This window comes from Qipengyuania algicola (genome assembly GCF_042492175.1).
GTDB lineage: Bacteria > Pseudomonadota > Alphaproteobacteria > Sphingomonadales > Sphingomonadaceae > CAJXSN01.
This window is the reverse complement of record NZ_CP170453.1, coordinates 1181623-1207949: the sequence shown is the minus strand read 5'-3', so window position 1 is coordinate 1207949 and position 26327 is coordinate 1181623. Positions and strand designations below refer to the sequence as shown.

Here is a 26327-nt window from a genome sequence, read left to right as displayed (position 1 = left end):
GCACCATCATGACCCAGTCCGCCCCCCTCCCCGCAATCGCCTTCTATGCGCGCGATTTCCTCGCCGATGAATTCAGCAGGTTGGGCGCGGCGCTGACCGGTGAGGCAGGCGAAAGGCCCCGTTTCTACATCGTCAGCAAACGGGCCGAAGCCGAGCAAGTGCAAGCCAACGACCCGGTGGGGCGTGTGTTTGTGCTGGGCGACTATCTTGCCGCTGCCGAGGCGATGGAGCCGGTCCGCGATGAGCGCTTTCACGCACTGGCTAAGCTCGTCCGGCGCGATCGCTATGTCGCGCGGATGGACCTGCCTAAGATCGCCACCATCCTGCAAGGCATCAAACTACTGGAAGACGCGTTGGCAGAGGCAGGCCCGATTGCCCTGTTGCTGGATGAACCCGTCAGCGGGATCGTGAACGATGCGCTGGACCGTTTTGTTACGGCGCAAGGCGGGCTGGGTGCGCACTTCAATGTCGGCTGGGTGCCGGGCCATATCTGGTTTGCGCGCGGGGCCATGCAGGACCGGCCAATCGCGCTGGACTTGCTGGACGACGGGCCCGCGAAAGTCGCCGCGCATATCGCGCAGCGCAAGCGCGATGCCGGTCTGCCCGCCTATCTGCACAATTATCGCGGCGTGCTCCGGCCTTTGAAAGCAGCGGCGAAATATGGCGCGATGGGCATGCGGCGGCGCATGGTGAAAGCAGAAACCTTCCTCGATGCCGATCCGTGGCCGCATGATTTCATGGCCAGCAGCCTCGCGGCGTCAATCACCGCCAAATATGACGATCCGAAAGACATTGCGGCGTCGGGTGCGAAATGCGTGATCTATCCGCTGCATTACGAGCCCGAGGCGGTCATCAGCTATTGGTCGTCCTTCACCAACCAGCTGGCGCTGGCGATGGAGGCGTTCGAGCATCTGCCCGCCGACACCTATCTGCTTCTCAAAGAGCATCCCTCGCAGCCGGGCGCACTGCAACAGGACAAGTGGCAGGATTTGCTCGCCAATGCGCGGGTCAAACGCATTCACGGCACGGTGAAAATGGCCGATCTGCTCGCAGGGCCCAGCGCACTGGTCAGCATCGGTTCCACCGCCGTGCTGGAAACGGTGATGCATGGCCGCCCCGCCTTCGTCGTCGGCCAGCCGCATTTTCGCAGTATGCCGGGCGTCACGCCGGTGGACGACTGGAACAATTTTGCTGTTGATTGGGATGCGCAAGGCCAGGATTCAGGGTCAGGTGAAGAGGCGCTGCAAAGCTGGTATGGCGACTTTCTCAACCGGCACTGTGTAGAGGGGCAATTCATGCGCGGGCGGACGGACATCCCCCGCGCCGGTGAAATGATCGACCGCTTGCTGCAAGTGGCCGCAGAGGAGGGGGCAGCATCATGAAACGCGCATTGCTGGCCCTGTGGTCGCTCCCCACGCATATCCGATTCTGGATCGGGCTGGGCCACTGGCTGGGCAACCGCCTGCCGCTGCTGGGCCTGCCGCTGTCGATGATCGTCGACCGGTTGGTGCTGGTATTTTACAGTCTGGATGTCGCTAGCCGTAACGTGTTCGTGCCCGATTTGCGGATTGGCCACCCGGTCGGCGTGTTGCTGGGGGGAAACGGCCTGCGCTCGCGCGGAACATTAGTGGTGAATGCCGGAGTAAAGTTCGTCGGCCGCGCCCCGGATGATCCGGAATATCTCGCCCGCCATGCCGAGAAGCGCGTATTCGATCTGGGTGACAATGTGGTGATTGGCAGCAACAGCGTGGTGATCGGCCCGGTGACGATTTGCGACAATGTCGTGATCGGCGCGATGTCGCTGGTGAACCGCGATATTACAGAGCCCGGAACCTATGCCGGCTGCCCGGCGCGCAAGATTTCCGATGTCGTATCGCAGGCCTGGTCAGGGCCCGGTGTCGCTTTGCCGCAAGGCCGGGACGCGAAGGAGGCCAACCCATGATGGCGACCACGCAGTCCGGCAGCCAGCGGAGCATGTTCCGCCGCATGGCGAGCTTCCTGCGCTGGCGGCTGGTGCCCGTGCGCAAGGCGGGTCGTTTGCGGTTTATCGGGCCGGACCGGCTCCGCTCGCCCGTGGCCGGTGGCAAAACCGCCGCGAGCACGCAGGTGGAGCGCACGGGACATGCCGAAGGGCCGCTCATGCCCGCCGAGCTGATCGCAGCAACCAGAGCCTATTACGAGCCGCGCATCCCTGCTCCAGAGAAGATTCCGCCGGGCCGTCCGCATGTCAATCTCGCATGGGCCGAGGATTACAATGCGGGCAATCCGCTGCTCCAATGGGTGTTCCGCGCGGACGTAATCGACGCCGCCATCGACTATTTCAGCGGGCGCTGCCGGCTCGACGGGATCAACCTGCTCTATTCCCCCGCCAGACCAGGTGGCGCCTTGTCGGAAAGCCAGTTCTGGCACCGCGATTACGACGATTCGCGCAGTTTTCACGCGATCACTTACTTGAACGATGTGCTGGACGAGGACGCCGGACCGTTTGTGTTCGTGGACAAGGCGGATACGCGCCGGATTTCGGGTTCACCGATTATTCGCCGGATCGACGACCCGACCTTCGAAGCGGAACTGGGCGATGGCCAGATCCACCGGTTTTACGGCGAAGCGGGCTCCACCGTCTTTGTCGACCCCGCAGCGTGCTATCACTATGGCAGCCGCTGCCAGCGTGAGCGGATGGCGGTGTTCCTCACCTTCAATTCCGACATGCCCTATACGAAGCCGGACCGCGCCGTGACCGACAACGCGCAGGCCATTCTGGAAGGGGCCGTGGCGCTGCGCCCGGATCTCGACGAAAAAGTGCTCGCCCGCCTCGTCGGGCTGGGCTGAGCGGCGCGGGGGCCAAGACCACTTTGCCGCGCCTCTCCCCCGCCCTGCTGTTCCCCGTCGCTATCTCGGCTGCGGCGGCCATCGGTCTGGTGAAGACCCTGCTGCTGGCAGCGCTGCTCGAGCCGGCCTCGTTTGGCCGATACGCCGTCTTCATGGGCGTGGCCGTCGTCGCGACGATCCTGATCAGTCTGGGCAGAATAGAACGCACGACAAAGGCATGGCCCCGGGCGTGGGAGGAAGGGGATTTCGCTTTTCTGGCACTTGATCAGGCCTCGGCCAGCCGCCTGCTGGCCTTGCGCGGGGGCATTGTCGCCATGGTCATGCTGGCGCTGGCAGGCTTGGGGACTGTCGCGGGCTGGCTGCCGGAAACGACTGCCACCGGGCTTGCGCTGGCTGCCCTGTTGGTGGTGCCCGGAGTGATCTTGCTCCTCACCGCGTCGGGCATGCGCGCGATCGGTTCCATGCGGTTGCTGCTCGCGTTTACGACGGCGCGTTCCGGCCTTGCCTTGCTGATCGCCGCGCCTTTGGCGATGCTTGCGGGGTGGGAGTGGGCGCTGGCCGGGGAAGCATTGGCGCAAGCTCTGGTCGCGCTCTGGTCCTGGCTGACGGTACGGCGCCGGTTTGCTGCCCCTTCACATGACGCGGCCAATGCGTTCGAGGAAACAGCGGGAGCAGTGCGTGAGGGCCGCCAGCTTTATTCCTCCAACCTGATCGGCAGCCTCGTGCCCTTTGGCGGGCGCGGGTTCATTGCGCTCATCGCCGATGCCGCCACGGCGGGGGCCTATGCGGTGGCCATGGTCTTCGTGCAGATCGCCCAGATGTTTGCCGGATCGGTTGCCCAGCGCGAGGGGCCGCTGGTCATCAAGCTGGCCCGGCGCGGCGAGACCGGGCTGCTGCGGCAATTGAAAGTACCCGCCTTTCTCCTCACTGTGCTGGCGGCGGGGTCCTTCGCGGCGTTCCTGATCAGCCTGCAGATCCCGCAAGCCGCGCAATTCTGGGCGACTTACAATCTGGGCGTGCTGGCCATCGGGCTGACCACTATCGCCATGCTCGCCGCGTTTCACATGCAATTGTCGTTCGTGTTGCTCGCCTTCGATGCGGAACGCTACGTGCTGCGTGCGGCAATCGTGTCGACTGCCGTAACCTATGGCGGATTTCTGGTGGCATCGGCCATGGCGCTCGGCGTGCCCGGTTTTGTCGCGAGCGTGGCGGCGGGAGAGGGCCTGCGCGCATTGTATATGCTGGGCGCATATCTGGGGCTGCGCCGTGCGCGTGACCGGGGGCCTTCGCAGAGCCATTAGCGCAGGAGCCATTCGGGCATGGCCGTATAGCGCGCGGGGTGGCGCGCAAGGAGTGGCTAGCCTATAGAGCACGCCTCCGTTCCAATCTGCCCCAACCTGCAAAGCGAACCAGCGAAACGTCTCGACACATGGCCTATTTCATCGCCCTTGCTGTCTTCGTGTTTGCGATGTTTCCGTTCACCCAGCTCTACCCGCTGGAAACGTACAATCAGCCGTATGCGATTATCTTCAGCGCGCTGTTTCTGGCCATCGTCCCGCTTTCGCTGCTGCAGATTCCGCGGAATGACCGGCTCGCGCTGATTTATCTGGCGGTGCTCGGACTGGTGATATTTTTCGTCGAGGTTCCCCAGGGACTGGACCCGCGCGAACTGCTCTATCTCGTCAGTTACCTGACGCCTTTGCTGGTTGTCCCGCCACTTTATTATGTGATGCGCAATAGGCCAGCCATCGCCCGGCGGCTGCTGACATGGGCGATTATTGCGTGGGTCATTGTCGGTGCGATTCAGCGCTTTATCAGCCTGACATTCCTCAATTTTCTGGTTACGCAGAGCGAGGATTTGAGCGTCAATATCGCCGCATCGGGGCGCGGGGTTCTGGGTTTCGCACCGGAGCCGACCCACCATGCGCTGCATCTGATCAGTATGGCTGCGGCGCTGATGCTGTTGCGGGGAAACCGGGTGGTTGTCGGTCTGGCGCTGGGCGGGGCCGTCCTGCTTGCCGGATCATCTTTTGCGGTGATGGCGCTAGCGGTGGGAACGATAATCTGGGCCGCCAGCGCTCCGCTCAAGCGCAGCTGGTTCTTCGTGCTCGCCATTGTCGGCATGCTGCTGAGCACGTTCTTGCCGGCGCTGCTTTCGGGCGATTCACGGCTGGTGCAGCTGGTCGACCGCTTCCTCTACAGCGGTTTCGATGTGCTGGTGGCCGATGCCAGTGCGAATGCCCGGCTGAGCGGGATCTTCTTGCCCATTTGGGAAACAATGCGCGCCGGCCTCCTGCCTTCGGGCATTTCGTGGCAGGCGTGGCTGGAGATGCGCGCGCGCATTCTGGTCGAGAACGGCTGGGTGTATAATCTGTCGGAAGGCGGCGCGGCGTCGGGCTTCGGGCTGATTTTCGTTCAGGCGGGATTCTTCTCGCTCCCGATCCTGTTCCTGTTCATCAAGCGTTTTCTGGTCGATTTTTCGGCCCATCAGGCGGGCCTTCTGACGGCGGCGGCGTTTTTCTGCTTCCTCGGGCAGCTCTATCTGGCGACGCCGTCTTTCTCGATCGTCTATGCCGCGCTGATTTACGGTATAGCCCAACAGCGCGCCGCCCGCTTGCCCCAGCCCGGGCCGCGCCCGACTTACGCTCCGCCAGCGCACGGCCCGCAGCCACATCCCCGGCCGCATTCGCTGCCGCCTGCCGCGCCCGCCGGCTAATCCAGACTCAGGACCTTCATCTTCCATGCAAGTCGAACAAACCGCCCTGCCCGGTTGCCTCATCCTGACCCCGCGCCGGTTCGCCGATGATCGCGGATGGTTTAGCGAGGTGTATTCCAAGCGCGCGCTGGCCGAGGCCGGGATCACTTGTGATTTCGTGCAGGACAACCATTCGCTCAGCCGCGAAGCAGGGACAGTGCGCGGGCTGCATTACCAATCGCCGCCCCATGCGCAGGCGAAACTGGTCCGCGTCGCAGCGGGCGCGGTGCGCGATGTCGCGGTCGATTTCCGCCAAGGCTCGCCGACCTATGGCGAGCACATCGTGGTGGAATTGTCGGCCGAGAATGGCCGGCAATTGTTTATCCCGGCGGGCTTCCTCCATGGCTTTGTGGCGCTGGAGGCGGACACCCAGCTGCTCTACAAATGCTCCGATTTCTATGCCCCCGAATGCGACGGCACCATCCGCTTCGACGATCCCGATCTCGCCATCGACTGGGGCATTGCGCGCGAGGATGCCGTGCTTTCCGCGAAGGACGCCGCTGCACCGTCGCTGGCCGAAACGGGCACGCCCTTCCAATATGAGAACTGAACCATGAGATTGCTCGTCACCGGCGCCGCCGGATTTATCGGATCGGCTGTGACCCGTCAGGCCATTGCGGCGGGCCATGATGTCTGCGCGCTCGATGCGCTGACCTATGCGGCCTGTCTCGACAATCTGGCGAGCGTATCGACCAGCGAGCATTACAGCTTCGCGCAGGTCGATATCCGCGACCGCGATTCGCTCGACCGGGTGATCGGCGGGTTCCAGCCCGATGCGATCATGCACCTAGCAGCAGAGAGCCATGTCGACCGCTCGATCGACGGGCCGGGCACTTTCATCGACACCAATGTCATGGGCACGTTTCATCTGCTGGAGGCAGCGCGCGCGTACTGGACGCAGGCGGGCAAGCCGGAAACCTTCCGCTTCCACCATGTTTCGACCGACGAAGTGTATGGTTCGCTCGGCGAAACCGGCATGTTTACCGAGGATACGCCCTACGATCCGCGCAGCCCCTACAGCGCCAGCAAAGCCGCCAGCGACCATTTGGCGCGGGCATGGGCCGAAACATACGGCCTGCCGGTGATCGTCACCAATTGCAGCAACAATTACGGTCCGTTCCAATTCCCCGAAAAGCTGATTCCCGTGGTCATCCTGCGGGCGCTGGCGGGCGAGGACATCCCGGTCTACGGCGCGGGCGAGAATGTGCGCGACTGGCTGTATGTCGAGGATCACGCCGACGCTCTGCTGACTGTGCTGGGCAAGGGCGCGCTGGGCCGTACGTACAATATCGGCGGCGAGAACGAGGCGAAGAATATCGACATCGTGCGCACGATCTGCCGACTGCTCGATGAAAAACGTCCGGGAAACACCCCCCGCGAAGAACAAATCGCCTTCGTTACCGACCGGCCGGGGCACGATATGCGCTATGCCATCGACCCGGAACGGATCCGCACCGAACTCGGCTGGCGACCGAGCGTGACGCTGGAGGAAGGCCTCTCCGCCACCGTTGATTGGTATCTGGAAAACGAGGACTGGTGGCGCGCGCTGCGGGAACGCACTGGCGTCGGCCAGCGGCTCGGCACCAAGGCCTGAAGCTGTGACCATCCTCGTCTTCGGCAGCACTGGGCAAGTCGGTATCGAACTGGCAAAGCTCGATGGAGTGCACTCCCTCTCGCGGGCCGAGGCGGATTTGAACGATCCAGAGGCCTGCGCCACTCTAATCCGCGAGACCGAGTGCGCAGCTGTCATCAATGCAGCGGCCTACACTGCGGTCGACAAGGCGGAGGAGGACGAAGCCGCTGCTCAGGTGACCAACGCAGACGCGCCTGCTGCGATGGCACGCGTCGCTGCCGAAAAGGGCGTGCCTTTTGTCCACATCTCGACCGATTATGTCTTCGAAGGCGGGGGCGACATGCCGTTTAATCCCTCCGATCCCACTGGCCCCTTGGGCGCTTATGGCCGGACCAAATTGGCGGGCGAGGACGCAGTACGCGGCGCGGGCGGCGTTTATGCCATCCTGCGCACCAGTTGGGTTTTCTCCGCGCATGGCAACAATTTTGTCAAAACCATGCTGCGTTTGGCCGAGACCCGCAAGTCTCTGACGGTTGTGGGCGACCAGCATGGCGGGCCAACCCCGGCACGCGCCATTGCCGCAGCGTGCCACAACATCGCCCATCAACTGGCCACCGCGCCCGAGAAGAGCGGCACCTACCACTTCTCCGGCAGCCCCGACACGACTTGGGCAGACTTTGCGCGAGCAGTCTTCGAGGCAAGCGGAAAGGCTGTGAAGGTCGAGGACATCCCCACAAGCGCCTATCCCACACCCGCCGCGCGCCCGCTCAATTCGCGGATGGATTGCAGCGCTACACGGGCCGCATTCGGGATCGACCGGCCCGACTGGCACGCCGCCTTGCGCGAAGTCCTGCAAGAACTCGGCGCGGCGCGCTGACAAGCAGGCTTTATCCGCCCTGCATTATGCCCTAACCGCCCACCCCATCATGCCCGACAACAAGCCAGACTATAAAGACACCGTCTTCCTGCCGAAGACCGACTTCCCCATGAAGGCGGGTCTGCCGCAGAAGGAGCCGGGTATTCTGGCCCGCTGGCAGGACGAGAAGCTGTACGAGGAACTGCGCGAAACCCGCGCCGGGCGCGAGAAGTTCATCCTCCACGATGGCCCGCCCTACGCCAATGGCGACATGCATATCGGCCACGCGCTTAATCATGTGCTGAAGGACACGGTGGTCCGCTCGCAAAGCCTGCTGGGCAAGGACGCGCCCTATGTGCCGGGCTGGGATTGCCACGGCCTGCCGATCGAGTGGAAGGTGGAGGAGCTCTACCGCAAGAAGAAGCGCAACAAGAAGGACGTTCCGGCCAAGGAATTCCGCCGCGAATGCCGCGAATACGCCCAGAAATGGGTCGATGTTCAGCGCGAGCAGCTGAAGCGGCTCGGCATTCAGGGCCGGTGGGACAAACCCTATCTGACCATGCGCCCCGAAGCGGAGGGCGCGATTGTCGCCGAACTGCACAAATTCGCCGAGACCGGCCAGCTCTATCGCGGTGCGAAGCCGGTGATGTGGTCGCCGGTGGAGGAAACCGCGCTGGCCGATGCAGAGGTCGAATATCAGGACCTGACCGACAGCCCGCAGATCGACGTGGCGTTCGAGATTGTCGAGAGCGGTATCCCCGAACTAGTCGGCGCGCATGCGGTGATCTGGACGACGACACCTTGGACGATTCCGGTGAATCAGGCTTTGGCCTATGGGCCGGAAATTGAATATGTGCTTCTTAAAGCGAGTTTTTTCGCGCCGAGCATCGGTGCATCGTCCGGTCGTGGGTCGATGGACTTTCAGCTGCTAATTGCGAAATCGCTGCAAGCGGCGTTTCTTGAGCGAAATGCCGGATCTTCGGTTAAGGCTCAGGTGACCGAGCTTTGGGAAGGCAAAGGCTCCGACCTCGCCGGAACCATCGTCCGCCACCCGATGCACCATCTCGGCGGGTTCTACGCCAAGCCGCGTCCGATGCTCGCTGGCGATTTCGTCACCACCGACAGCGGCACCGGCATTGTCCATATGGCGCCCGATCACGGCGAGGACGATTTCGATCTGTGCAAGGCGAACGGCATCGATCCGGTCTTCGCTGTGATGGGCGACGGGCGCTATCGCGACGACTGGCTGTGGCTGGGCGGCGAGGATGACCGCCGCCGCAGCGTGATCAACAAACCCTTCAATGCGCCCGACGGGCCGATCTGCTCCGACTTGGCCGAAGCGGGCGCGCTGCTCAGCGCGAGCGCAGATTACGCGCACAGCTACCCGCATTCATGGCGCTCGAAAGCCAAGGTCGTCTATCGCTGCACGCCGCAATGGTTCATCGCGATCGACGAGACGCTGGAGCACATCACGCCCAAAACGCAGGCCGAAAAGGGCTGGGAAGGCGAAGGCGGCGCGATTGATCCCGCCGACGAGACCCTGTGCGCTTCCCCCACCCTGCGCGAGCGCGCTTTGTCGGAAATCGAGCGGGTGCGCTTCGTGCCGGAGAAGGGCCGCAACCGCCTGCGCAGTATGGTCGAAGGCCGCCCCGACTGGCTGATCAGCCGCCAGCGCGCCTGGGGCGTGCCGCTCGCCCTTTTCGTGCACCGCGCAACCGGCGAATTGCTGGTCGATCCCCAGGTCAACCACCGCATCCAGACGGCCATCGCCGCCGATACCGTCGATGCGTGGGAAGAAAGCCGCGCCGCAGAGTTTCTCGGCCCGGATCGCAACCCGGACGACTACGAGATGGTCACCGACATTCTCGACGTGTGGTTCGACAGCGGCTCCACCCACGCTTTCGTGCTCGAATCGGACGAGTGGCCGGAACTGACCAGCCCCGCCGATCTCTATCTGGAAGGCAGCGACCAGCATCGCGGCTGGTTCCAGTCGTCTTTGCTGGAAAGCTGCGGCACCAGAGGCCGCGCGCCTTACGAGGCAGTGCTGACCCACGGGTTCACGATGGATTCCAAGGGCTACAAACAGTCCAAATCGCTGGGCAACACCACCGATCCGAACAAGGTGATGGAGCAATACGGCGCGGACATCATCCGCCTGTGGGCGCTGAGCGTCGATTACACCGAAGACCACCGGATCGGGGACGAGATCCTCAAAGGCGTGGGCGACCAGTACCGCCGCCTGCGCAACACGTTCCGCTATCTGCTGGGCGCGCTGGACGGGTTTATCGGCGATGCGGGCGATACGGGCGAAGTACCGGAGCTGGAGATCTATGTGCTCGGCCTGCTGTCCGAACTGGACGGCAAGCTGAAGCAGGCGGTGCATGATTTCGACTTTAACACCTACACCCGCCTGCTGGTCGATTTCTGCAACGAGGACCTCTCGGCCTTCTTCTTCGATATCCGCAAGGACACGCTCTATTGCGATGGGCCGGAGAGCACCACGCGCAACGCCTATCGCACCGTGCTGGACATTCTGTTCCACGCGCTGGTCCGCTATGTCTCGCCCGTGCTGGTGTTCACCGCCGAGGAAGTGTGGAGCACACGCTATCCTGACGGCGGTAGCGTGCACCTGCTGGAATGGCCGCCGGTGCCCGAGGTGCCGATTACCGGCGACCGCTGGGCAAAGCTGCGCAATCTGCGCGAACGTGTGACCGAAGCCATCGAGCCCTTGCGGCGGGAGAAGACCATCCGCTCCAGCAACGAGGCGGACGTCACCGTGCCCGCTGCGGACGTACCCGAGGGGTTTTCCGATGAAGCTTTGGCAGAGCTGTTCATTTGCGCGTCAGTCACGCGCAGCGATGGAGGGGAGGTGATGGTCACCCGTTCCTCCGAAGACAAATGCGGCCGCTGCTGGCGCCTGCTGCCCTCCGTGGCGGAAGACGGCGCGCTGTGCAGCCGCTGCGAAGGAGTGGTGGGATGAGCGGTATCTTCACCAAGAACCGCCTGATCGGCCTCGGAATCGCGCTGATTATCTGCGCGGTGGACCAGTATATCAAATGGCTGGTGCGCGTGCCGCTGGAGCTGCGCGAGAAAGGCGTGATCGAGCTGATCCCGTTCTTCGACCTGCGCTGGACGCAGAATTTTGGCGTGTCGCTCGGCATGTTCGAGGCGACCAGCGTGGAAATGCGCTGGATGCTGGTGCTGGTGACCGCGCTGATCGCGGGCGTGGTGTTCGTCTGGATGCTGCGCGAACGGGCGATGGGCGACATTCTCGGCCTCGCAATGATCCTCGGCGGCGCGCTGGGGAATATCTATGACCGCTACACCTGGGGCTATGTGATCGACTATGCCGATCTGCATATCGGCGAGTTCCGCCCGTTCCTTATTTTCAACGTCGCCGATGCCGCGATCACCATTGGCGTGCTGATAATCCTTGCCCGTTCCTTCTTCCTGCGCGACAGTGAAGAGGACACACCAAAGGACGCGGTTGCCGCGTCTACGGAGACGAATTGATGCGTAATGCCCTGAAGCCCGCTATTCTCAGCCTCTCGACCCTGGCCCTGGTGGGCTGCGGCGGTGGCGGTCTGCTGGACCGCGACCGTCCGGACGAGTTTGCCGTTCAGCGTCAGGCGCCGCTGGTGGTCCCGCCGGACTTCAACCTCGTGCCCCCGTCCGAAGGCGCACCCCGCCCGGCAGGCGGCACGGCCAGCGAGCAGGCGCTCGACGTATTGTTCGGTGGCCCGGCCCCGCGCTCCAGCGTGGAAACCAGCGTCCTGGACCGCGCAGGCGAAGCGGTACCGGGCATCCGCTCGGCTGTCGGCAGCGAGCGGACCAACACCGTGGCCAAGGGCCGCGTAACCCGCGACATCATCGCCGCGCCCGAAGGCGACGGGCAAGCGGCGCAAGCTGTTATCCCTGCGGGATAAAAGCTTTTTTGTTTGCTTGGCGCTGCGGGCGCGGGGCATCCGCCCCGCTTGCTTCCTCGCTCATGCGCCCTGACGGGCGCGTCGCTGCGGGCGGCCAGTCGGCCTTGCGGGACCTTACGGTCCCGGGCCACTCTGATCCAATAGCCTCTATCGTCTTATAGGGCGCTCTTTCCCAGATCCGTTCGCCCTGAGCCTGTCGAAGGGCCCCGGTTTCAAGCCAAGTGCTAGAAGAAAAGTGCGATCCTTCGACAAGCTCAGGATGAGCGGGATTTTATCTATTGCTTCAGCGGCAAGCGCTGCTCCGGCCCGCGACCAGCGGGCCGCAAGGGCGACTGCCCGCCCGCAGGTGCTCGACCCGGAACGGGTCGAAACAGCACCGAGGATGAACCCGCGGATGCGGGTTCGTAAATCAAATCAACCCCGCCAGCGGGCTACTCGGGTCGGCATATTTCCGCGTTGCCATGCGCCCGGCCAGATACGCATCGCGCCCCGCCTCCACGGCGAGCTTCATCGCGCGGGCCATGCGGATCGGGTCCTTCGCCTCGGCGATGGCGGTGTTCATCAGCACCCCATCGCAGCCCAGCTCCATCGCAACCGCCGCATCGCTAGCCGTGCCGACGCCGGCATCGACCAGCACCGGCACCTTCGCGCCTTCGACGATCAGGCGGATGGTCACGCGGTTCTGGATGCCCAGCCCGCTGCCAATCGGCGCGCCGAGCGGCATGATGGCGACCGCGCCCGCCTCTTCCAGCTGCTGCGCGGCGATGGGATCGTCGGCGCAATAGACCATGGGATGGAAGCCTTCCTTGGCCAGCACTTCGGTCGCTTTCAGCGTTTCGCGCATGTCGGGATAGAGCGTGCGGGCCTCGCCCAGCACTTCCAGCTTGACCAGATCCCAGCCCCCCGCCTCGCGCGCCAGCCGCAGAGTGCGGATTGCGTCGTCCGCCGTGAAGCAGCCCGCCGTGTTGGGCAGATAGGTGGTCTCTTTCGGATCGATAAAGTCGGTCAGCATCGGCGCGCCCGGATCGCTGACATTCACGCGCCGCACGGCGACGGTGACGATTTCCGCCCCGCTCGCCTTCAGCGCGGCGGCGTTCTGCTCGAAATCCTTGTATTTGCCCGTGCCGACAATCAGGCGCGAGGTGAAGGTGCGGCCTGCGACCGACCATGTGTCATCATCCTGCGCCGCATCGCCGCCGCCGACGAAATGCACGATCTCCAGCGAATCGCCCTCGCCTAGCTCCACATCCGCGAGTGTCGAACGCGGGGCAATCACGCCATTATGCTCAACCGCGACCTTCTCCGGCGCGAGGCCCAGCTCCTGGACAAGCTGCGCGATGGTGGCGGCAGAGGTGGTGCGGCTGTCGCCGTTGACGGTGAGGGTTTTGGTATCGCTCATGGGAGCGAGATAGCGTTCAGCGCTGGCCAGACAAGTGCGGGCGCAGATTGAGGATGTGGCCGAGCGACACCAGCGCCACGCCGATAATCGTCAGAACCGCCTCTTCCAGCCCGTGCGGCGCGGCCAGAGCCCCGCCCATAAAGCTCAGCCCCATCATGGCAACAACGAAAGGCGCGCGGCGGCGGTGGCGCATGGCGCCCCAGCCGATGGTGACTGCGGCAACAATCAGCGCCACAAGCAGCCCCCAGCGATGGATCTCCGGCGCGAAGAACCACTGCCCACCCAGCCCGAGCGCCGAGACCACCGCGATGCTCGCGAGGCAATGCACGGCGCACAGGCCCGACAGGACAATGCCAGCCCGGTCCAGCCGTTGGCGCATGGGATTGATGGGACGACTCATCGTGCGGGCGATATATGGTATAGTGTATCATGATACAAGTGCGGCCCTTGGGTCAGCCATTGGACTAGGCATTGTACTGGCCATTGGTCCCATACCCTTTGGCCGCGCTTGCAAGCCGGGCACTGCGCCCCCAATAAGCTTTGCATGGCCACCACCGCTGCCCCTGCCCCTTCCAGCACACCCGCTTACGCATCCTCCGCGCGCCCCGATCTGTTGGCGCGCTGGCTGTTTGTCGTGGCGGCAATGATAGTCGGGATCGTGATGGTCGGCGGGATTACCCGGCTGACCGAATCGGGTCTCTCGATCACCCAGTGGCAGCCGATTACCGGAACCCTGCCCCCGCTCACCGAGGCGCAGTGGCAGGCCGAATTCGACCTGTACCGCGCGACACCGGAATACCGGTTCGAGGCGGGGCCCGCCGGAATGACGATGGCCGATTTCAAATTCATCTTCTTTTGGGAGTGGTTTCACCGCTTTATCGGGCGGCTGATCGGGCTAGCCTTCGCACTGCCGCTTGCGTTCTTCTGGGTGCGCAAGATGATCCCCGCCGGCTACAAGCCGCGCCTCCTCGCGCTGCTGGCACTGGGCGGGCTGCAAGGCGCGTTCGGGTGGTTCATGGTCCGCTCCGGCCTGTCGGGCGAGATGACGGATGTGAGCCATTTCTGGCTGTCGATCCATCTGCTGACCGCGCTCTTCACACTTGCCGGCTTGATCTGGACCGCGCTGGATCTGCGGCGGCTCGCGCAGATGAAGGATGCCCGCCCCGCCCGGCTGACCGGCCTTGCGATCATCGCGGCTGCCATACTTTTCATCCAGCTGCTGCTCGGCGCATGGGTGGCCGGGCTCAATGCCGGCCATGCGTCGGACACTTGGCCGCTGATGCAGGAGCGGGTCATTCCGGAATATGACACAGCCAAGGGTCTGTTCTGGGCCGTCACCCATGATCCCTATCTGCTCCACTTCCTCCATCGCTGGTGGGCGTGGGTCGCGTTTGTCGCTGTGCTGCTGTTCGCGCGACACGTGAAGAAGCTCAGCCGCAACCCCTCGGCGGCGCTCAACGCGTTGCTTGGCGTGCAGATGGTGCTCGGCATAGCGACGGTGATGACCGGCGTGGCGCTGTGGATCGCCGTCGCCCACCAATTGGTGGGGGCATTGCTGGTCGCCGCATTCGCCTGGGCCGCGCATGTCGCTGGCCGGACCGCGTGAAAATCCCGGCCATAGGTCTGGCGGCAGCCGCTCTCCTCGCCAGCGGATTGCACCAGCCTTTGTCTGCACAGATCGCTCCGCAGGGTCCGCATGAACTCTGCCGCGAACTGGTCCGGTCTCTGGAGGACGGAGCAGTTCTGGGCGTCAAGCGATGCTGGACGGTTCGGTTTGTTGTCGAGCAGGGCGACCTGCGGATGGATGGCGAGCAGTCGAGCGTTGCGGTCGACGCGCCGCCTGCCCTGACGGCGCTGGCCCGGCTGGAAGAAAAGCGGGTCGAAACCGGCATGTTCCCGCTGGTTATGAGCCCTGACGGTCTGATCCAGCCTTCGGCAGGGCAGAAGAACGGAGGCACCCTGCTGGAAATGCAGGAAGCCGCCGCAGCGATCATAACGGCACTGGAGCCCGATCCGGCTGCCGCCGATGCCATGCACAGTTTTGTCGCGCAGGTGGCGGCTGCCTCGGCCGAGCATCTCGGGCGGATCCCGCGCGATCTGCTCTATCCTGTTCCCCCGCAAGGGCCGGAAACCATTGCCATCACTCTGCCCGATGGCTCTGCGGGAAGCGTTACAATCGAGCAATCGGCCACTGCCCATCCGGAAACGGGACTGTTGCAGACCGCGCGGCGCAGCGTCGTGACCAGAGCGGGCCTGACCACCAGCGAATCGGTCGAAACCTGGGTTCTGACACCCACCGGTTAACCCGCCCAAAAAACGCACGGTATCATGTTACCTTGCGCCAATCCCGCTTCCAGCTTGACTTAGACGCACTTCACAGCCATCTGCCCGCCCGGATCGCGCAGGTGCACCGCACGCTGCGCAGGCGGGCCATTACGCTCCGCATCCACGACAAGAGACATAAGGACTTACCAGCCATGAAGGCGCTCACCAAAGCGACCCGGTCGATCAAACCGGCAGAGGTCGAAAAAGACTGGCACATTATCGATGCCGAAAATCTGGTTGTCGGCCGTCTGGCCGCGATCATCGCGAACCACCTGCGCGGCAAGCACAAGCCGAGCTACACCCCGCATGTCGATTGCGGCGACCACGTGATCGTCATCAATGCCGACAAGGTGAAGTTCACCGGCAAGAAAATGACCGACAAGACCTATTACAAGCACACCGGCCACCCCGGCGGCATCAAGGAAACGACCCCGGCGAAAGTGCTGGAAGGCCGCTTCCCCGAGCGTGTGCTGGAAAAGGCTGTGCAGCGCATGATTCCGCGCGGGCCGCTGGGCCGCGACCAGATGCGCGCCCTGCACCTGTATAACGGCACCGAGCATCCGCATGACGGCCAGAAGCCGAAGACGCTCGACGTTGCCTCGATGAACCGCAAGAACAAGGCTACTTCGTGATGGCTGACGACAAGAAACCCGAAGAAACCCCCGAAACCAAAGGCGCCGAAGCTGAAGCACCCAAGGTTGAGGAAACGGCTGAGGCTGCGCCCGAAGGCGCCTCTGAAGCTGCGGAAGCTGCTCCTGAAGCGAAAGCTGAAACCGTCACCGATCTCGCCGACCTCGGCGCGATTGCCGGTGATGCGCCGGATGCGGATGCGAAGGCGATTGCCAACAACCCCGCTACGCCGCTGCGCGAGCAGGAGCTGGACCAGCAGGGCCGCGCCTATGCCACCGGCCGCCGCAAGGATGCGGTTGCCCGCGTCTGGGTGAAGCCCGGCAAGGGCACGATCACCGTCAACGGCAAGGATCAGGAAACCTATTTCGCACGTCCGACGCTGCGTCTGATCCTCGACCAGCCCTTCGCCATTACCGAACGTCAGGGCCAGTATGACGTGGTCGCCACCGTGCGCGGCGGCGGTCTGTCCGGTCAGGCCGGCGCGGTGAAGCACGGCATCAGCCAGGCACTGAGCAAGTACGAGCCCGAACTTCGCGGCACGATCAAGGCCGCCGGGTTCCTGACCCGCGACAGCCGTGTGGTCGAGCGTAAGAAGTACGGCAAGGCCAAGGCGCGCAAGAGCTTCCAGTTCTCGAAGCGTTAATGGCTGGGCCCTATGGGCCACCACATCACCAAGAGAGGGCGGCTCCTGCGAAGGGGTCGCCCTTTTTTATTCCTGCTTCAACGTGGAGCCTCAATCGAGCGTGAAGTCCCGTCGCTCCGCCTTCACCGCACCATCGGCAGCAATCGTCACGACATTATAGGATGGCGGCGCACCGCGCAGGCGAGTGGAGAGCGTGCCTGCCCCGATCATCCGCATCGCGTGATTGCCGCGCGCGCGCTCCATGTCGAACGGCGTGTGGACATGGCCGGTCAGCACCGCGTCCGCGCCCGCCTTGGCAAGCGCAGCAAAAGCTTCATCGCCGCCAATCGTCGGGTTTGCCTCGCCGTCCGTCTTGGGCAGCAGAGGGTGGTGGCATGCGATAATCTTGACCCGCGGATCGCCTGACAGCCTGCCAAGATCTGCCAGCGCCGCCTCCAGCTTGGCCGCTTTTACGACCCCGTCCGACCATGGCCAGCGCCACTGGGCCGGGACATTGGTGTCGAGCGGGATGATGACCGCATGGTCGAAGGAAAGCCGCGCCCCCACCGCCTTCTCCAGCGCGCCGAAGCGCTTGTAGGGCCGCCGAAACCGCTCCCACAGATTGTAATAGGGCATGTCGTGATTGCCCGGCTGCACCATGACCGGCACGCCTAGCCCCGTGAACCATTCACGCGCGGCGTCATATTGCGCGTGCGTGGCGCGCTGGGTCAGATCGCCGGTGCAGATCACGCCGTGGGGCTGCTCCGCCGCGACCGCATCCGCAAACCAGCGCATTGCGTCGGGATTCTCCACCCCGAAATGCACATCGCTGACGTGGAACAGGCGCGTAGCGGTCACGGTTGCCGTCACTGGGGGCCTCAGACCCGCCGCGTCAGGATCAGCCATGCGGCCAGCCCGTTGAGCGCGGAATAGGCCAGATAGCCCCACGCCAGACCCGGCCAGCCATTGGCCGCCAAAAGCAGCGCGGCGAGCAGAACGAGAAACTCGAACAGCAAAGTGATGCGCCCGCCCATCATGTGGACGAACCACGGAACCTGTCCGATCAGGGGGTGGCCGCTTTCCAGAACAGCCTTGTGCATGGCGAAATTGCCGATGCCGAGCAGGAATATTGCGAGAATTGCCATCCGCTCCAACATGGCCATTCGCCGGTCGATTGCAAAGAGCGCTTCGTCGGCAAGACTAATCCATCGGTCGGGACGCTGCATCCGCAGTCGACCCGGTGACGCGCCCAATCGAAGGTCGGGCGCGCGCCGCACCCCTTTCCCCTATTACCAATCGGGCGGGTTCAATTCCCCCTCCTCCCCCAGGAGAGCCCGCACCCAAGGAGAAGGATAATGAAGACCGTTTTTGTTACCATCGCCGCAGCCGCTGCTGTTCTCGCCGCTCCCGCCTCGGCAGGATCGCCCGCCCCGGCAGGATCAATCGTCGTCCAGCATGCCGACCTGAACCTCGCCACGGTCGAGGGCCAGAAGACACTGGATCGCCGGATCAACGCGGCCGCCCGCAAGGTTTGCCAGTTTTCGTCCGCTCCGGCGAACGGCGCTCTGGCAACCGCCGAAGCACGGCGCTGCGTCAGCAAGGCGCGGGCCAGCGCTGCACAGGCCTTCGCCCTCGCGGTCGAGCAGGACCAGCGCACCGGCTGAGCCGCGGCACACCCCCACTCTCGCGGCCTAGCTCCCCTGTAAGGCTGCCCCTCCCGGGCCGGACTCAGTCCCCGGCCCGGGTTCTTTTTTGCTTTCGGAAAAATATCGGGCGAGTGGCTCGATCAGCTGCCGCTTAGCGCCCGGCCATCGCCTTCACCTTGGACAGATAGGTCCGCCCGATCCGCAAGGCGTCGCCATTGTCGAGCTCGACCGACCATACACCCAGCCCGTCATGGCGTAAGCCCCGAATGCCGTCCTTGCGCAGGATGGTGGAGCGGTGGATGCGGATGAATTGCGCCGGGTCCAGCTTCTTCTCCAGCCCGGCAATCGTCTGCAGGAGCAGATAGGACCGGTCCTCGACATGCAGGCGGACATAATCGCGCTCCGCATCCACCCGGCTGACTTGCGAGGTTTCCAGCCGGATCAGTTCAGAGCGGTGCGGCACCCACAATTCCTGCAGCCACTGGCTTTCCGCCGCTTCCCGCGTGGCGCCGCGCCGTTCGGATGCGCGGTCGATCGCGCGGGCGAGACGGTCCTTGGCGACAGGCTTCAGGACATAATCGACCGCATCGCAATCGAACGCCTCGACAGCGAAATGGTCATGCGCGGTCACGAAGATCACTGCCGGGCCCTGACTGTTGTCGCCCCTGGCCGTGGCCAGACCGCGCGCGACTTCCAGCCCGTCCATCCCCGGCATGGTCATGTCGAGCAGCACCAGATCAGGATGCAGAGCTTCGGACAGGCGCAAGGCCGCTTCGCCGTCATTGGCGGTGCCGACCACTGCCAGACTGTCCAGCTTGGCGCAGATCACCTGCATCCGCTCGACGGCCAGTGGCTCGTCATCGACGATCAATGTGCGCATGGGCGTTTCGCTGGAGTCGGTTGCGGCGGTCATCGGCAATCCTTGGGCAGGGTGATTTCGGTCGCGTAGCCATCGCCTTCGGGGCCGGAGCGCACAGTCACGCGGTCGCCGAAGCGGGCCTTCAGCCGGTCGCGCACATTCGCAAGGCCGATGCCGAATCCCGGCGTAACGCCGATATCGACGCCCTGGCCCGATCCGTCATCGGCAACGCGCAAGATGATGGTGCCACCCTCGGCACGGGCGGAGATTTCGATTGTCGCGGTGCGCTTGGCCGGGGCGACGGCGTATTTCACCGAGTTTTCGACCAGCGGCTGGAGGATCATGCCCGGCACCCGGCATTCTTCCAGCCCGGCGGGCAGATCGAAGCGGGTCGCCAGCCGGTCCGGAAAACGTGCTTCCTCGATATCCAGATAATGCCGCTGGAGGGCGAATTCGTCGGCCAGCGGCACGTCCGCCGTGGTGTCGTCTGCCAGAGAATGGCGATAGAAATTGCTCATCGCCTGAATCATGTCCTCGGCCCGTTCGGTCCGGCCCGTCATCACCAGCGAGGACAGCGAATTGAGCGTGTTGAACAGGAAATGCGGGTTTACCTGATAGCGCAGGGAGCGCAGTTCGGCCGCCTTGGCCGCACGGCGAAATTCGCCTTCCCGCCGCTCCGCCGCCCGCGCCTGTGCGCCTGCGAGAAGCGCCAGATAGAGCGAGGCCCACGCAATCAGGAGGAAATAGCGGCCCAGCGCGATGTCGCTGATCTGACGCCATTTGTCGAAGCCGGTGGGCGCGCTTTGGAGCGTGACCGTGACGGTTTCGACCCGCTGCTCGCCATCGGGCGAGGTTTCGTCAACTTGACCGGAAACGCCGGGAATATCGATCAGAACATTGCCCGCCTCGTCCTTGCGCAGCTTGATGCCTTCACGCTCGCCGACTTTCTCGACCAGCTTTCCTTCCAGATCCGCAAACACCCACTGGTTGATCTGCGCGATCAGGATCGAGGCGGGCAGCGCGGCAATCATCGCTACAGCGACCTTCCAGCCGAGCGTGCGGTTGTCGACGAGCCTGAGAACCATCCACAGGACACAGGTGACGGCGACACCCGCCACGCTGACCAGGCTGCGCCGCCACATCATCTCGGCCTGCAGCTCCAGCCCGAGGATCGAGCCGCGCAGGGTGACCATCACAAAATAGAACAGCCATAGGCCGACAATACTGGCCAGCACGAGGCGGGGCGACAGGCGGTCCGTGGTGTCGGGCGCTAGGGCTGCTTGCGAAAACATATCCCGCCCTAGCCCCACAGAGCCCTCCAGCGCCAGAACAGCGGTCGAGCGGGCAAGCCCCTTTGTCGAAGTCCTTCAGGCCGTTTTCAGAGCGAATCAGCCGGTGGGCAGCAGATTCTCCTCGGCAATCCGCTTCTTCCACTGCGCCGGAGCCAGCGTGTGGACATTGTTGCCCGCGCTATCCACCGCCACCGTCACCGGCATGTCTTTGACGGTGAATTCGTAGATCGCTTCCATGCCGAGATCCTCGAAGCCGACGACTTTGCTTTCCTTGATCGCCCGGCTGACCAGATAGGCGGCCCCGCCCGTCGCCATCAGATAGGCGACTTTGTAGCGGCTGATGACATCGACTGCGTCATGCCCGCGCTCCGCCTTGCCGATCATCGCCAGCAGGCCGAGATCGAGCATCATTTCGGTGAAGCGGTCCATCCGCGTGGCAGTTGTCGGGCCGGCGGGGCCGACGACTTCGCCCATCACCGGATCGACAGGGCCGACATAATAGATCGCCCGGCCCCTGAAATCGACCGGCAGCTCCTCGCCCTTGTCCAGCATATCCTGAATGCGCTTATGCGCGGCATCGCGCCCGGTCAGCATCTTGCCCGACAGCAGCAGGCGGTCACCATGCTGCCAGCTGTTCACTTCCTCTTGTGTCAGAGCGTCCAGATCGACCCGCTTGGCCGAGGCGTCGGGTTGCCAGTTGACCTTGGGCCACTGGTCCAGATCGGGCTTCTCCAGATAGGTAGGGCCGCTGCCATCCAGCGTGAAATGCGCATGGCGGGTGGCGGCGCAATTGGGGATCATCGCCACCGGCTTGCCCGCTGCGTGGCACGGCCAGTCGTGGATTTTCACATCGAGCACGGTGGAAAGCCCGCCCAGCCCTTGTGCGCCCACGCCTTGCGCGTTGACGGCATCAAAGATGTCGATCCGCAGTTGTTCGATATCGCTCGTGGCGCCGCGCGCCTTCAGCTGGCCCATATCGATCGGGTCCATCAGGCTTTCCTTGGCCAGCTGGACGCAACGCTCCGCCGTGCCGCCGATGCCGATGCCCAGCATCCCCGGCGGGCACCAGCCCGCGCCCATGGAAGGAATCTGCTCCACCACCCAGTCGACGATATTGTCGCTGGGATTCATCATCTTGAATTTCGACTTGTTCTCGCTGCCCCCGCCCTTGGCCGCCACATCGATGGAGACGGTATTGCCCGGAACCATCTCCACGCTCAGCACACAAGGCGTGTTGTCGCGCGTGTTGCGGCGGGTGAAGGCCGGATCGGCGAGAATGCTCGCCCGCAGCTTGTTCTCCGAGTGATTGTAAGCCTGCCGCACGCCTTCATCGACCACATCCTGCAGCGCCCGCTTGCTGTCGAGGCGGCATTCCTGCCCCCATTTGACGAACACGTTGACGATGCCGGTGTCCTGACAGATCGGCCGGTGCCCCTCGGCGCACATCCGGCTGTTGGTCAGAATTTGCGCAATTGCGTCCTTCGCTGCCGCGCCCTGCTCCGCCTCATACGCCTCGCCCAGAGCGCGGATGTAGTCCATCGGATGGTAGTAAGAGATATATTGCAGCGCGTCGCAAACGCTCTCGATGAGGTCGTTTTCCGTAATCGTCACCATGTCGCTCATCGAAGGTATGCTCCTGTCAGTCGAACCTGCCTCCCCTTACGCCGAGGTCGCCTTAGGGGTCAAAGCACTTGGCGAGCAGGTGGCATTGATACTATGGCATTGACCTACTGTGTTGTTATTGTAATACACCCTTCAGAGGTCCTATGAATTTTGAATCCGCCCGACGCGCCATGATCAACAGCCAGCTGCGCACCAGCGGCATCAACGAAACCTTCGTTCTGGAACGGATGGGGACGGTGCCGCGCGAAGATTTTGTGCCGGAATCGATCAGAAACACCGCCTATGTCGATCGCACGCTGCCGCTGGGCGACGGCCGCTTTCTCGCATCGCCAGTGGCCCATGGTCGGATGCTGATGGAAGCCCGGCCCAGAGCAGCCGACCGCGCTCTGGTGATCGAGCATGGCACCGGATATCTGGCCGAATTGCTCCGCCCGCTAGTCGCCTCGGTCGAGACCCTCGACGCCCAGACATTGGCCGGCGGCAAATCGCGCAAGAAGGATTTCGATCTGGTGCTGGTCGATGGCGCATTGGACGATGTGCCCAAGGCGCTGGTGAAAACGCTGGATCCTGCCGGGCGCATCGTAGCCGGTATAATAGAGAACGGCGTTTCCCGCCTGGCCGTGGGCCGCCGCACCGGTGACCGGATCGCCTTCGACATGGTGGCTGATACTGCCCTGCCCGCGTTCCCGATGTTTGCCCGGGCGAAGGAATGGAGCTTTTAACGAATGACAGGTCGCAGCCTCCTCGCAGGATTGCTGCTCGGCAGCTCGCTACTGGCGACGCCAGCGCATGCCGATACGCTGCGCGAGGCGCTGGCGCAGGCCTATCAAACCAATCCGACATTGCAGGCCGCCCGGGCGCAGCAACGCGCCACCGATGAAGGCGTACCGATCGAGAAGGCCGCCGGTCGCCCGAGCGCGCAGATTGCCGGTACGCATGTCGAATTTCTCGTCACTTCGGCCAACAGCTTCACCGCCCCCTCGCGCAATCTGACTGTCGGGCCGGATCTGACCGTGCCGATCTATCAGGGCGGCGCGGTCAAGAATTCGGTTCTCGCCGCCGAGGAGCGGGTCGCCGCAGGCCGGGCCGATTTGCGCGGGACGGAAAGCTCCGTCTTCAGCCAGGTTGTCGCCGCCTATATGGATGTGCTGCAAGCCGAGGCGCTGGTCGGCCTGAATGTCAATCAGGTGCAGGTGCTGGCGACCAATGTCGAGGCAACCGGCGACCGGTTCGAAATTGGCGACCTGACGCGCACCGATGTGGCCCAGTCTCAGTCGCGTCTGGCGCTGGCCGAGGGCGATTTGCGCAGCGCGCAGTCGAACCTGATCGGCGCCCGCGAGACCTATATCCGGCTAGTCGGCCAAGCGCCGGTCGCCCTGCAGCCCCCGCCGCCCCTGCCCAATTTGCCGACCGATCCGGATATGGCCGTGGATGTGGCGCTGGAGCGGAACCCCGACCTGATCGCCGCGCGCGAGCGGGCCGATGCCGCGCGGCTCGATGTGCGCGTTGCCGGGTCGAGCCGACTGCCCCGGGTGAATGTCTTCACCGGAGCCGACTATTCGGACTTTTTCGGCACTCTGGGTGGGCCCACCTCGGCGCAGTTTTCGCAGCGCGAAGTGACGGCCAATGCTGGTGTTCAATTCACCATCCCGATCTATCAGGGCGGTCGTCCCGCCGCACTGCAGCGTCAGGCGCAGGCCCGCGAAGGGGCGGCGCTGGAGCAGATCATCCTCGCCGAGCGCAATGTCATTGCGCAGGTCCGCGCTTCCTTCGCCAGCTACCGCGCGGCGCTGGCGATCATCGATTCCTCGCGCACCGCGGTTTCGGCGGCGGAGCTGAGCCTCGAAGGGGTGCGGGCGGAAAACTCGATCGGCAACCGCACTGTGCTGGATGTGCTGAATGCCGAGCAGGAATTGCTGGTCTCGCGCACGCAATTGGTGACCGCGCGGCGCAACGCCTATGTCGCCGGTTTCACCCTGCTCGCCGCGATGGGTCTGGCCGAGGCACGCGATCTCGGGCTGGAAGGCGGGGCGCTGTATGATCCGGCCGTCAATTTCGAACGGGTGCAGGGCCAGTGGTGGGATTGGCAGCGTGACCCAAATCCCGTTCCGGTGGCGACACGCACCGTTGACATTCCGGCCGCGAATGCGATTGTTTCACCCACTGCGGATATGGCTGAACCAGCCGCCGACACGGGGGAATAAGCACAATGCCTCAGCCGGGCGAATCATCGGTCGAAGAGATTCTTGAATCCATCAAGAAGGTTATCGCGCGCGACAACCGGGCCATGGCCGCCGAAGCCCGCGTCCGCCGTGAACGCGCTGCCGACGAGCAGGACCCGCCCGAACCGGTCGTTCAGGAAGAAGCCGACGAAGTGCTCGATCTGGACGATGCCATGGTGGAAGGCGAGCTGGTCGAGGAAGAATTGGTCGAATCGGGTGACGTCGAGGCTGGCGAAGACTTCGATGCAAACGCCGATGCCCTGCTGACCGATGCAGCGAGCGAGGCGATGCGCGATAATCTCGCCGCCCTGGCGATGATGGCTACCCCGCCCGCTGCGCCGCAAATCGTGCGCAGCGGCGAAACCTCGCTCGAAGGACTCGTGCGCGAAATGCTGCGGCCCATGCTGGCCGAATGGCTTGATGCCAATCTGCCCGGAATGGTCGAGAAAATGGTGCAGGCCGAAATCAGCCGGATTGCCGGTAAGAAGGGCTGAGCAGACCAGCGTCCTCCGTCATCCCCTCTGCCAGCACTACCTGAATGACCAATCGATCCGAAAGCCTGGAAAAGGCCGTCAACGCATTCGCCAAGATCGGCGCGGGCGGGATCGAGCGGCATATTTTCCTCTGCGCCGTCTCGGAGAAGCAGAAATGCTGCCGCCGTGACGAGGGCGAGCGGGCGTGGAAGTACCTCAAGCGCCGGATGAAGGAACTGGGTCTCGTCGGCCGAGGGGGCACCGTTCAGCGGACCAAGGCCGATTGTCTGCAAATCTGCGCGGCGGGGCCCATCGCCGTCGTCCAGCCGGGCAATGTCTGGTACCATTCCTGCACCGAAGCCGTGCTGGAGCGCATCCTTCAGGAGCATCTGATCGGCGGCGTGCCGGTGGAGGAGTTTCGGCTCAAACAGGCCGAAGACACGGCTTAACTGTTGCGCTTGCGCTCTTCTTCGAACCGGTCGTCGATCGCTTCGTCATGGCCCGTGCCATTAGACAGGAACACCAGGCCCATCAGCGCGCTGCCCAGCAGCATGGTGAAACCAATCCCCAGCGCGACCGCAATGTAGAAATGGACCGAAATGTCGCCTTCACGGGTGTAAAGAAGCGCCACGGCAATCGCGACCACACCCACGGTGATCAGAAACATAAACCGCATGATGCGGCGATAGCGGGCCCACGCATAGGCTGCCGTTTCCGGATCCTCTAAAGGCGATTTCGGGGTCATTGCATCCCTTCCTTTTCGGCGGAGCGCCCTGCGTCAACCGCCGGATTCGCCATTTGTCCCGCTTCGTGGCATCTTCTGACGACGAGGGAAAGGAGACGTCCATGACAATTGAGCGAATCATCCAGCACCGCGATGCGAGCGATATCCTGACATGCGATCCCGCGATACCTGTCCGCGAGGCGGTAGGCTTGCTTGCCGGAAAGCGCATTGGCGCGCTGCCGATTGTCGATGGCGGGGCCGTGGTGGGCATTTTCTCCGAGCGCGACGTGATTTACCGGCTGGCGAGCGAAGGGGCGCTGTGCCTCGACCGTCCCGTCTCCGAGGTCATGACGTCGCCCGCGATCACCGTCACGCGGACCGACAAAATCGACGATGCGCTCGATCTGATGACCAGGCGGCGCATCCGGCACCTGCCGGTGGTGGAAGGGGGCGGGCTGATCGGCTTCGTGTCGATCGGCGATCTGGTGAAGACGCGGATGGACGAGGTGGAGCGCGATGCGGAATCCATGCGGTCCTATATCCAGACCGCTTGAAGGGAAGTGGTTGAGGACG

Annotated in this window: 29 protein-coding genes; 21 read left to right on the top strand and 8 right to left on the bottom strand. The window is 63.8% G+C overall.

Annotated features, from left to right (window positions below; translation table 11 throughout):
- Nucleotides 1-8: 8 nt before the first annotated feature.
- The 11 genes from ACFCW2_RS05800 (at nt 9) to ACFCW2_RS05750 (ending at nt 11939) form a co-directional block, all read left to right on the top strand.
- A complete protein-coding gene (locus ACFCW2_RS05800; RefSeq protein WP_379548680.1) occupies nt 9-1382 on the top strand; it encodes a hypothetical protein in 1374 nt (457 codons plus the stop codon).
- Complete coding sequence (locus ACFCW2_RS05795) at nt 1379-1942, top strand: hypothetical protein (RefSeq protein ID WP_379548679.1); 564 nt, start codon at nt 1379-1381, stop codon at nt 1940-1942. The genes ACFCW2_RS05800 and ACFCW2_RS05795 overlap by 4 nt, the downstream gene beginning before the upstream one ends.
- Nucleotides 1939-2829, top strand: coding sequence for a hypothetical protein (locus ACFCW2_RS05790; RefSeq protein ID WP_379548678.1), 891 nt, complete (start codon nt 1939-1941; stop codon nt 2827-2829). The genes ACFCW2_RS05795 and ACFCW2_RS05790 overlap by 4 nt, the downstream gene beginning before the upstream one ends.
- A gap of 23 nt (nt 2830-2852) precedes the next feature.
- The gene (locus tag ACFCW2_RS05785) at nt 2853-4130 is read left to right on the top strand and encodes an oligosaccharide flippase family protein (RefSeq protein WP_379548677.1); all 1278 of its coding nucleotides are present in this window, start codon (nt 2853-2855) and stop codon (nt 4128-4130) included.
- Nucleotides 4131-4258: 128 nt separating this feature from the next.
- On the top strand, nt 4259-5545 hold the full coding sequence (locus tag ACFCW2_RS05780; protein ID WP_379548676.1) for a hypothetical protein: 1287 nt from the start codon (nt 4259-4261) through the stop codon (nt 5543-5545).
- A 25-nt stretch (nt 5546-5570) separates the two neighbouring features.
- Nucleotides 5571-6134 carry a dTDP-4-dehydrorhamnose 3,5-epimerase gene (gene rfbC / locus ACFCW2_RS05775; protein ID WP_379548675.1) on the top strand — a complete coding sequence of 188 codons (564 nt, stop codon included), beginning with the start codon at nt 5571-5573 and terminating at the stop codon, nt 6132-6134.
- Between the two features lie 3 nt (nt 6135-6137).
- The gene (rfbB, locus tag ACFCW2_RS05770; RefSeq protein WP_379548674.1) at nt 6138-7178 is read left to right on the top strand and encodes a dTDP-glucose 4,6-dehydratase; all 1041 of its coding nucleotides are present in this window, start codon (nt 6138-6140) and stop codon (nt 7176-7178) included.
- A 4-nt stretch (nt 7179-7182) separates the two neighbouring features.
- A complete protein-coding gene (rfbD, locus tag ACFCW2_RS05765; RefSeq protein ID WP_379548673.1) occupies nt 7183-8034 on the top strand; it encodes a dTDP-4-dehydrorhamnose reductase in 852 nt (283 codons plus the stop codon).
- Nucleotides 8035-8083: 49 nt separating this feature from the next.
- Complete coding sequence (gene ileS, locus ACFCW2_RS05760; protein WP_379548672.1) at nt 8084-10993, top strand: isoleucine--tRNA ligase; 2910 nt, start codon at nt 8084-8086, stop codon at nt 10991-10993.
- Nucleotides 10990-11526 carry a signal peptidase II gene (lspA, locus tag ACFCW2_RS05755; RefSeq protein WP_379548671.1) on the top strand — a complete coding sequence of 179 codons (537 nt, stop codon included), beginning with the start codon at nt 10990-10992 and terminating at the stop codon, nt 11524-11526. The genes ileS and lspA overlap by 4 nt, the downstream gene beginning before the upstream one ends.
- Nucleotides 11526-11939, top strand: a complete 414-nt coding sequence (locus tag ACFCW2_RS05750) for a DUF3035 domain-containing protein (protein ID WP_379548670.1) — start codon at nt 11526-11528, stop codon at nt 11937-11939. Before lspA ends, ACFCW2_RS05750 begins: the two co-directional genes overlap by 1 nt.
- 409 nt (nt 11940-12348) lie before the next feature.
- Here the strand turns inward: ACFCW2_RS05750 and thiS are convergent, their stop codons facing one another.
- Both thiS and ACFCW2_RS05740 read right to left on the bottom strand, forming a co-directional pair.
- Nucleotides 12349-13338: a sulfur carrier protein ThiS gene (gene thiS, locus ACFCW2_RS05745; protein WP_379548669.1), complete on the bottom strand. Its 990-nt coding sequence runs from the start codon at nt 13336-13338 to the stop codon at nt 12349-12351.
- Between the two features lie 16 nt (nt 13339-13354).
- Nucleotides 13355-13738 (bottom strand): MerC domain-containing protein, encoded by a 384-nt coding sequence (locus ACFCW2_RS05740; RefSeq protein ID WP_379548668.1) that lies wholly within the window; start codon nt 13736-13738, stop codon nt 13355-13357.
- A gap of 144 nt (nt 13739-13882) precedes the next feature.
- Here ACFCW2_RS05740 and ACFCW2_RS05735 point away from each other — a divergent pair, with 144 nt between their 5' ends.
- The 4 genes from ACFCW2_RS05735 to rpsI all read left to right on the top strand — a co-directional run bounded on the left by ACFCW2_RS05735 (nt 13883) and on the right by rpsI (nt 16936).
- A complete protein-coding gene (locus ACFCW2_RS05735) occupies nt 13883-14944 on the top strand; it encodes a COX15/CtaA family protein (protein ID WP_379548667.1) in 1062 nt (353 codons plus the stop codon).
- Entirely contained in the window at nt 14941-15642 is a 702-nt protein-coding gene (locus ACFCW2_RS05730) for a hypothetical protein (protein ID WP_379548666.1), read from the top strand. Before ACFCW2_RS05735 ends, ACFCW2_RS05730 begins: the two co-directional genes overlap by 4 nt.
- 173 nt (nt 15643-15815) lie before the next feature.
- Nucleotides 15816-16295, top strand: a complete 480-nt coding sequence (rplM, locus tag ACFCW2_RS05725) for a 50S ribosomal protein L13 (RefSeq protein ID WP_379548665.1) — start codon at nt 15816-15818, stop codon at nt 16293-16295.
- On the top strand, nt 16295-16936 hold the full coding sequence (rpsI, locus tag ACFCW2_RS05720) for a 30S ribosomal protein S9 (protein ID WP_379548664.1): 642 nt from the start codon (nt 16295-16297) through the stop codon (nt 16934-16936). Before rplM ends, rpsI begins: the two co-directional genes overlap by 1 nt.
- A gap of 90 nt (nt 16937-17026) precedes the next feature.
- On the opposite strand, the gene ACFCW2_RS05715 is transcribed toward rpsI, so the two are convergent.
- Together ACFCW2_RS05715 and ACFCW2_RS05710 are read right to left on the bottom strand one after the other, a co-directional pair.
- Nucleotides 17027-17821: a metallophosphoesterase family protein gene (locus ACFCW2_RS05715; RefSeq protein ID WP_379548663.1), complete on the bottom strand. Its 795-nt coding sequence runs from the start codon at nt 17819-17821 to the stop codon at nt 17027-17029.
- A complete protein-coding gene (locus ACFCW2_RS05710) occupies nt 17794-18141 on the bottom strand; it encodes a hypothetical protein (RefSeq protein ID WP_379548662.1) in 348 nt (115 codons plus the stop codon). Before ACFCW2_RS05710 ends, ACFCW2_RS05715 begins: the two co-directional genes overlap by 28 nt.
- Before the next feature lie 129 nt (nt 18142-18270).
- On the opposite strand from ACFCW2_RS05710, the gene ACFCW2_RS05705 reads away from it, so the two are divergent.
- Nucleotides 18271-18579, top strand: a complete 309-nt coding sequence (locus tag ACFCW2_RS05705; protein ID WP_379548661.1) for a UrcA family protein — start codon at nt 18271-18273, stop codon at nt 18577-18579.
- 133 nt (nt 18580-18712) lie between these two features.
- Here the strand turns inward: ACFCW2_RS05705 and ACFCW2_RS05700 are convergent, their stop codons facing one another.
- From ACFCW2_RS05700 to ACFCW2_RS05690, 3 genes are all read right to left on the bottom strand, one after another.
- Complete coding sequence (locus tag ACFCW2_RS05700) at nt 18713-19474, bottom strand: LytR/AlgR family response regulator transcription factor (RefSeq protein ID WP_379548660.1); 762 nt, start codon at nt 19472-19474, stop codon at nt 18713-18715.
- On the bottom strand, nt 19471-20712 hold the full coding sequence (locus tag ACFCW2_RS05695) for a sensor histidine kinase (protein WP_379548659.1): 1242 nt from the start codon (nt 20710-20712) through the stop codon (nt 19471-19473). The genes ACFCW2_RS05700 and ACFCW2_RS05695 overlap by 4 nt, the downstream gene beginning before the upstream one ends.
- 96 nt (nt 20713-20808) lie before the next feature.
- Complete coding sequence (locus ACFCW2_RS05690; RefSeq protein ID WP_379548658.1) at nt 20809-22335, bottom strand: fumarate hydratase; 1527 nt, start codon at nt 22333-22335, stop codon at nt 20809-20811.
- 143 nt (nt 22336-22478) lie between these two features.
- Between ACFCW2_RS05690 and ACFCW2_RS05685 the strand changes: the two genes are divergently transcribed.
- Genes ACFCW2_RS05685 through ACFCW2_RS05670 form a run of 4 tightly spaced genes read left to right on the top strand, consistent with a single transcriptional unit; the run spans nt 22479 to nt 25479 of the window.
- Nucleotides 22479-23057, top strand: coding sequence for a protein-L-isoaspartate O-methyltransferase family protein (locus ACFCW2_RS05685; protein ID WP_379548657.1), 579 nt, complete (start codon nt 22479-22481; stop codon nt 23055-23057).
- Between the two features lie 3 nt (nt 23058-23060).
- A complete protein-coding gene (locus ACFCW2_RS05680) occupies nt 23061-24539 on the top strand; it encodes a TolC family outer membrane protein (protein WP_379548656.1) in 1479 nt (492 codons plus the stop codon).
- 5 nt (nt 24540-24544) lie between these two features.
- On the top strand, nt 24545-25051 hold the full coding sequence (locus ACFCW2_RS05675) for a DUF2497 domain-containing protein (RefSeq protein ID WP_379548655.1): 507 nt from the start codon (nt 24545-24547) through the stop codon (nt 25049-25051).
- A 44-nt stretch (nt 25052-25095) separates the two neighbouring features.
- Nucleotides 25096-25479 (top strand): (2Fe-2S) ferredoxin domain-containing protein, encoded by a 384-nt coding sequence (locus ACFCW2_RS05670; protein ID WP_379548654.1) that lies wholly within the window; start codon nt 25096-25098, stop codon nt 25477-25479.
- Here ACFCW2_RS05670 and ACFCW2_RS05665 read toward each other — a convergent pair.
- Entirely contained in the window at nt 25476-25775 is a 300-nt protein-coding gene (locus ACFCW2_RS05665) for a hypothetical protein (RefSeq protein WP_379548653.1), read from the bottom strand. The genes ACFCW2_RS05670 and ACFCW2_RS05665 overlap by 4 nt on opposite strands.
- A gap of 101 nt (nt 25776-25876) precedes the next feature.
- Here ACFCW2_RS05665 and ACFCW2_RS05660 point away from each other — a divergent pair, with 101 nt between their 5' ends.
- Complete coding sequence (locus tag ACFCW2_RS05660) at nt 25877-26308, top strand: CBS domain-containing protein (protein ID WP_379548652.1); 432 nt, start codon at nt 25877-25879, stop codon at nt 26306-26308.
- The last annotated feature ends 19 nt before the right edge of the window (nt 26309-26327 follow it).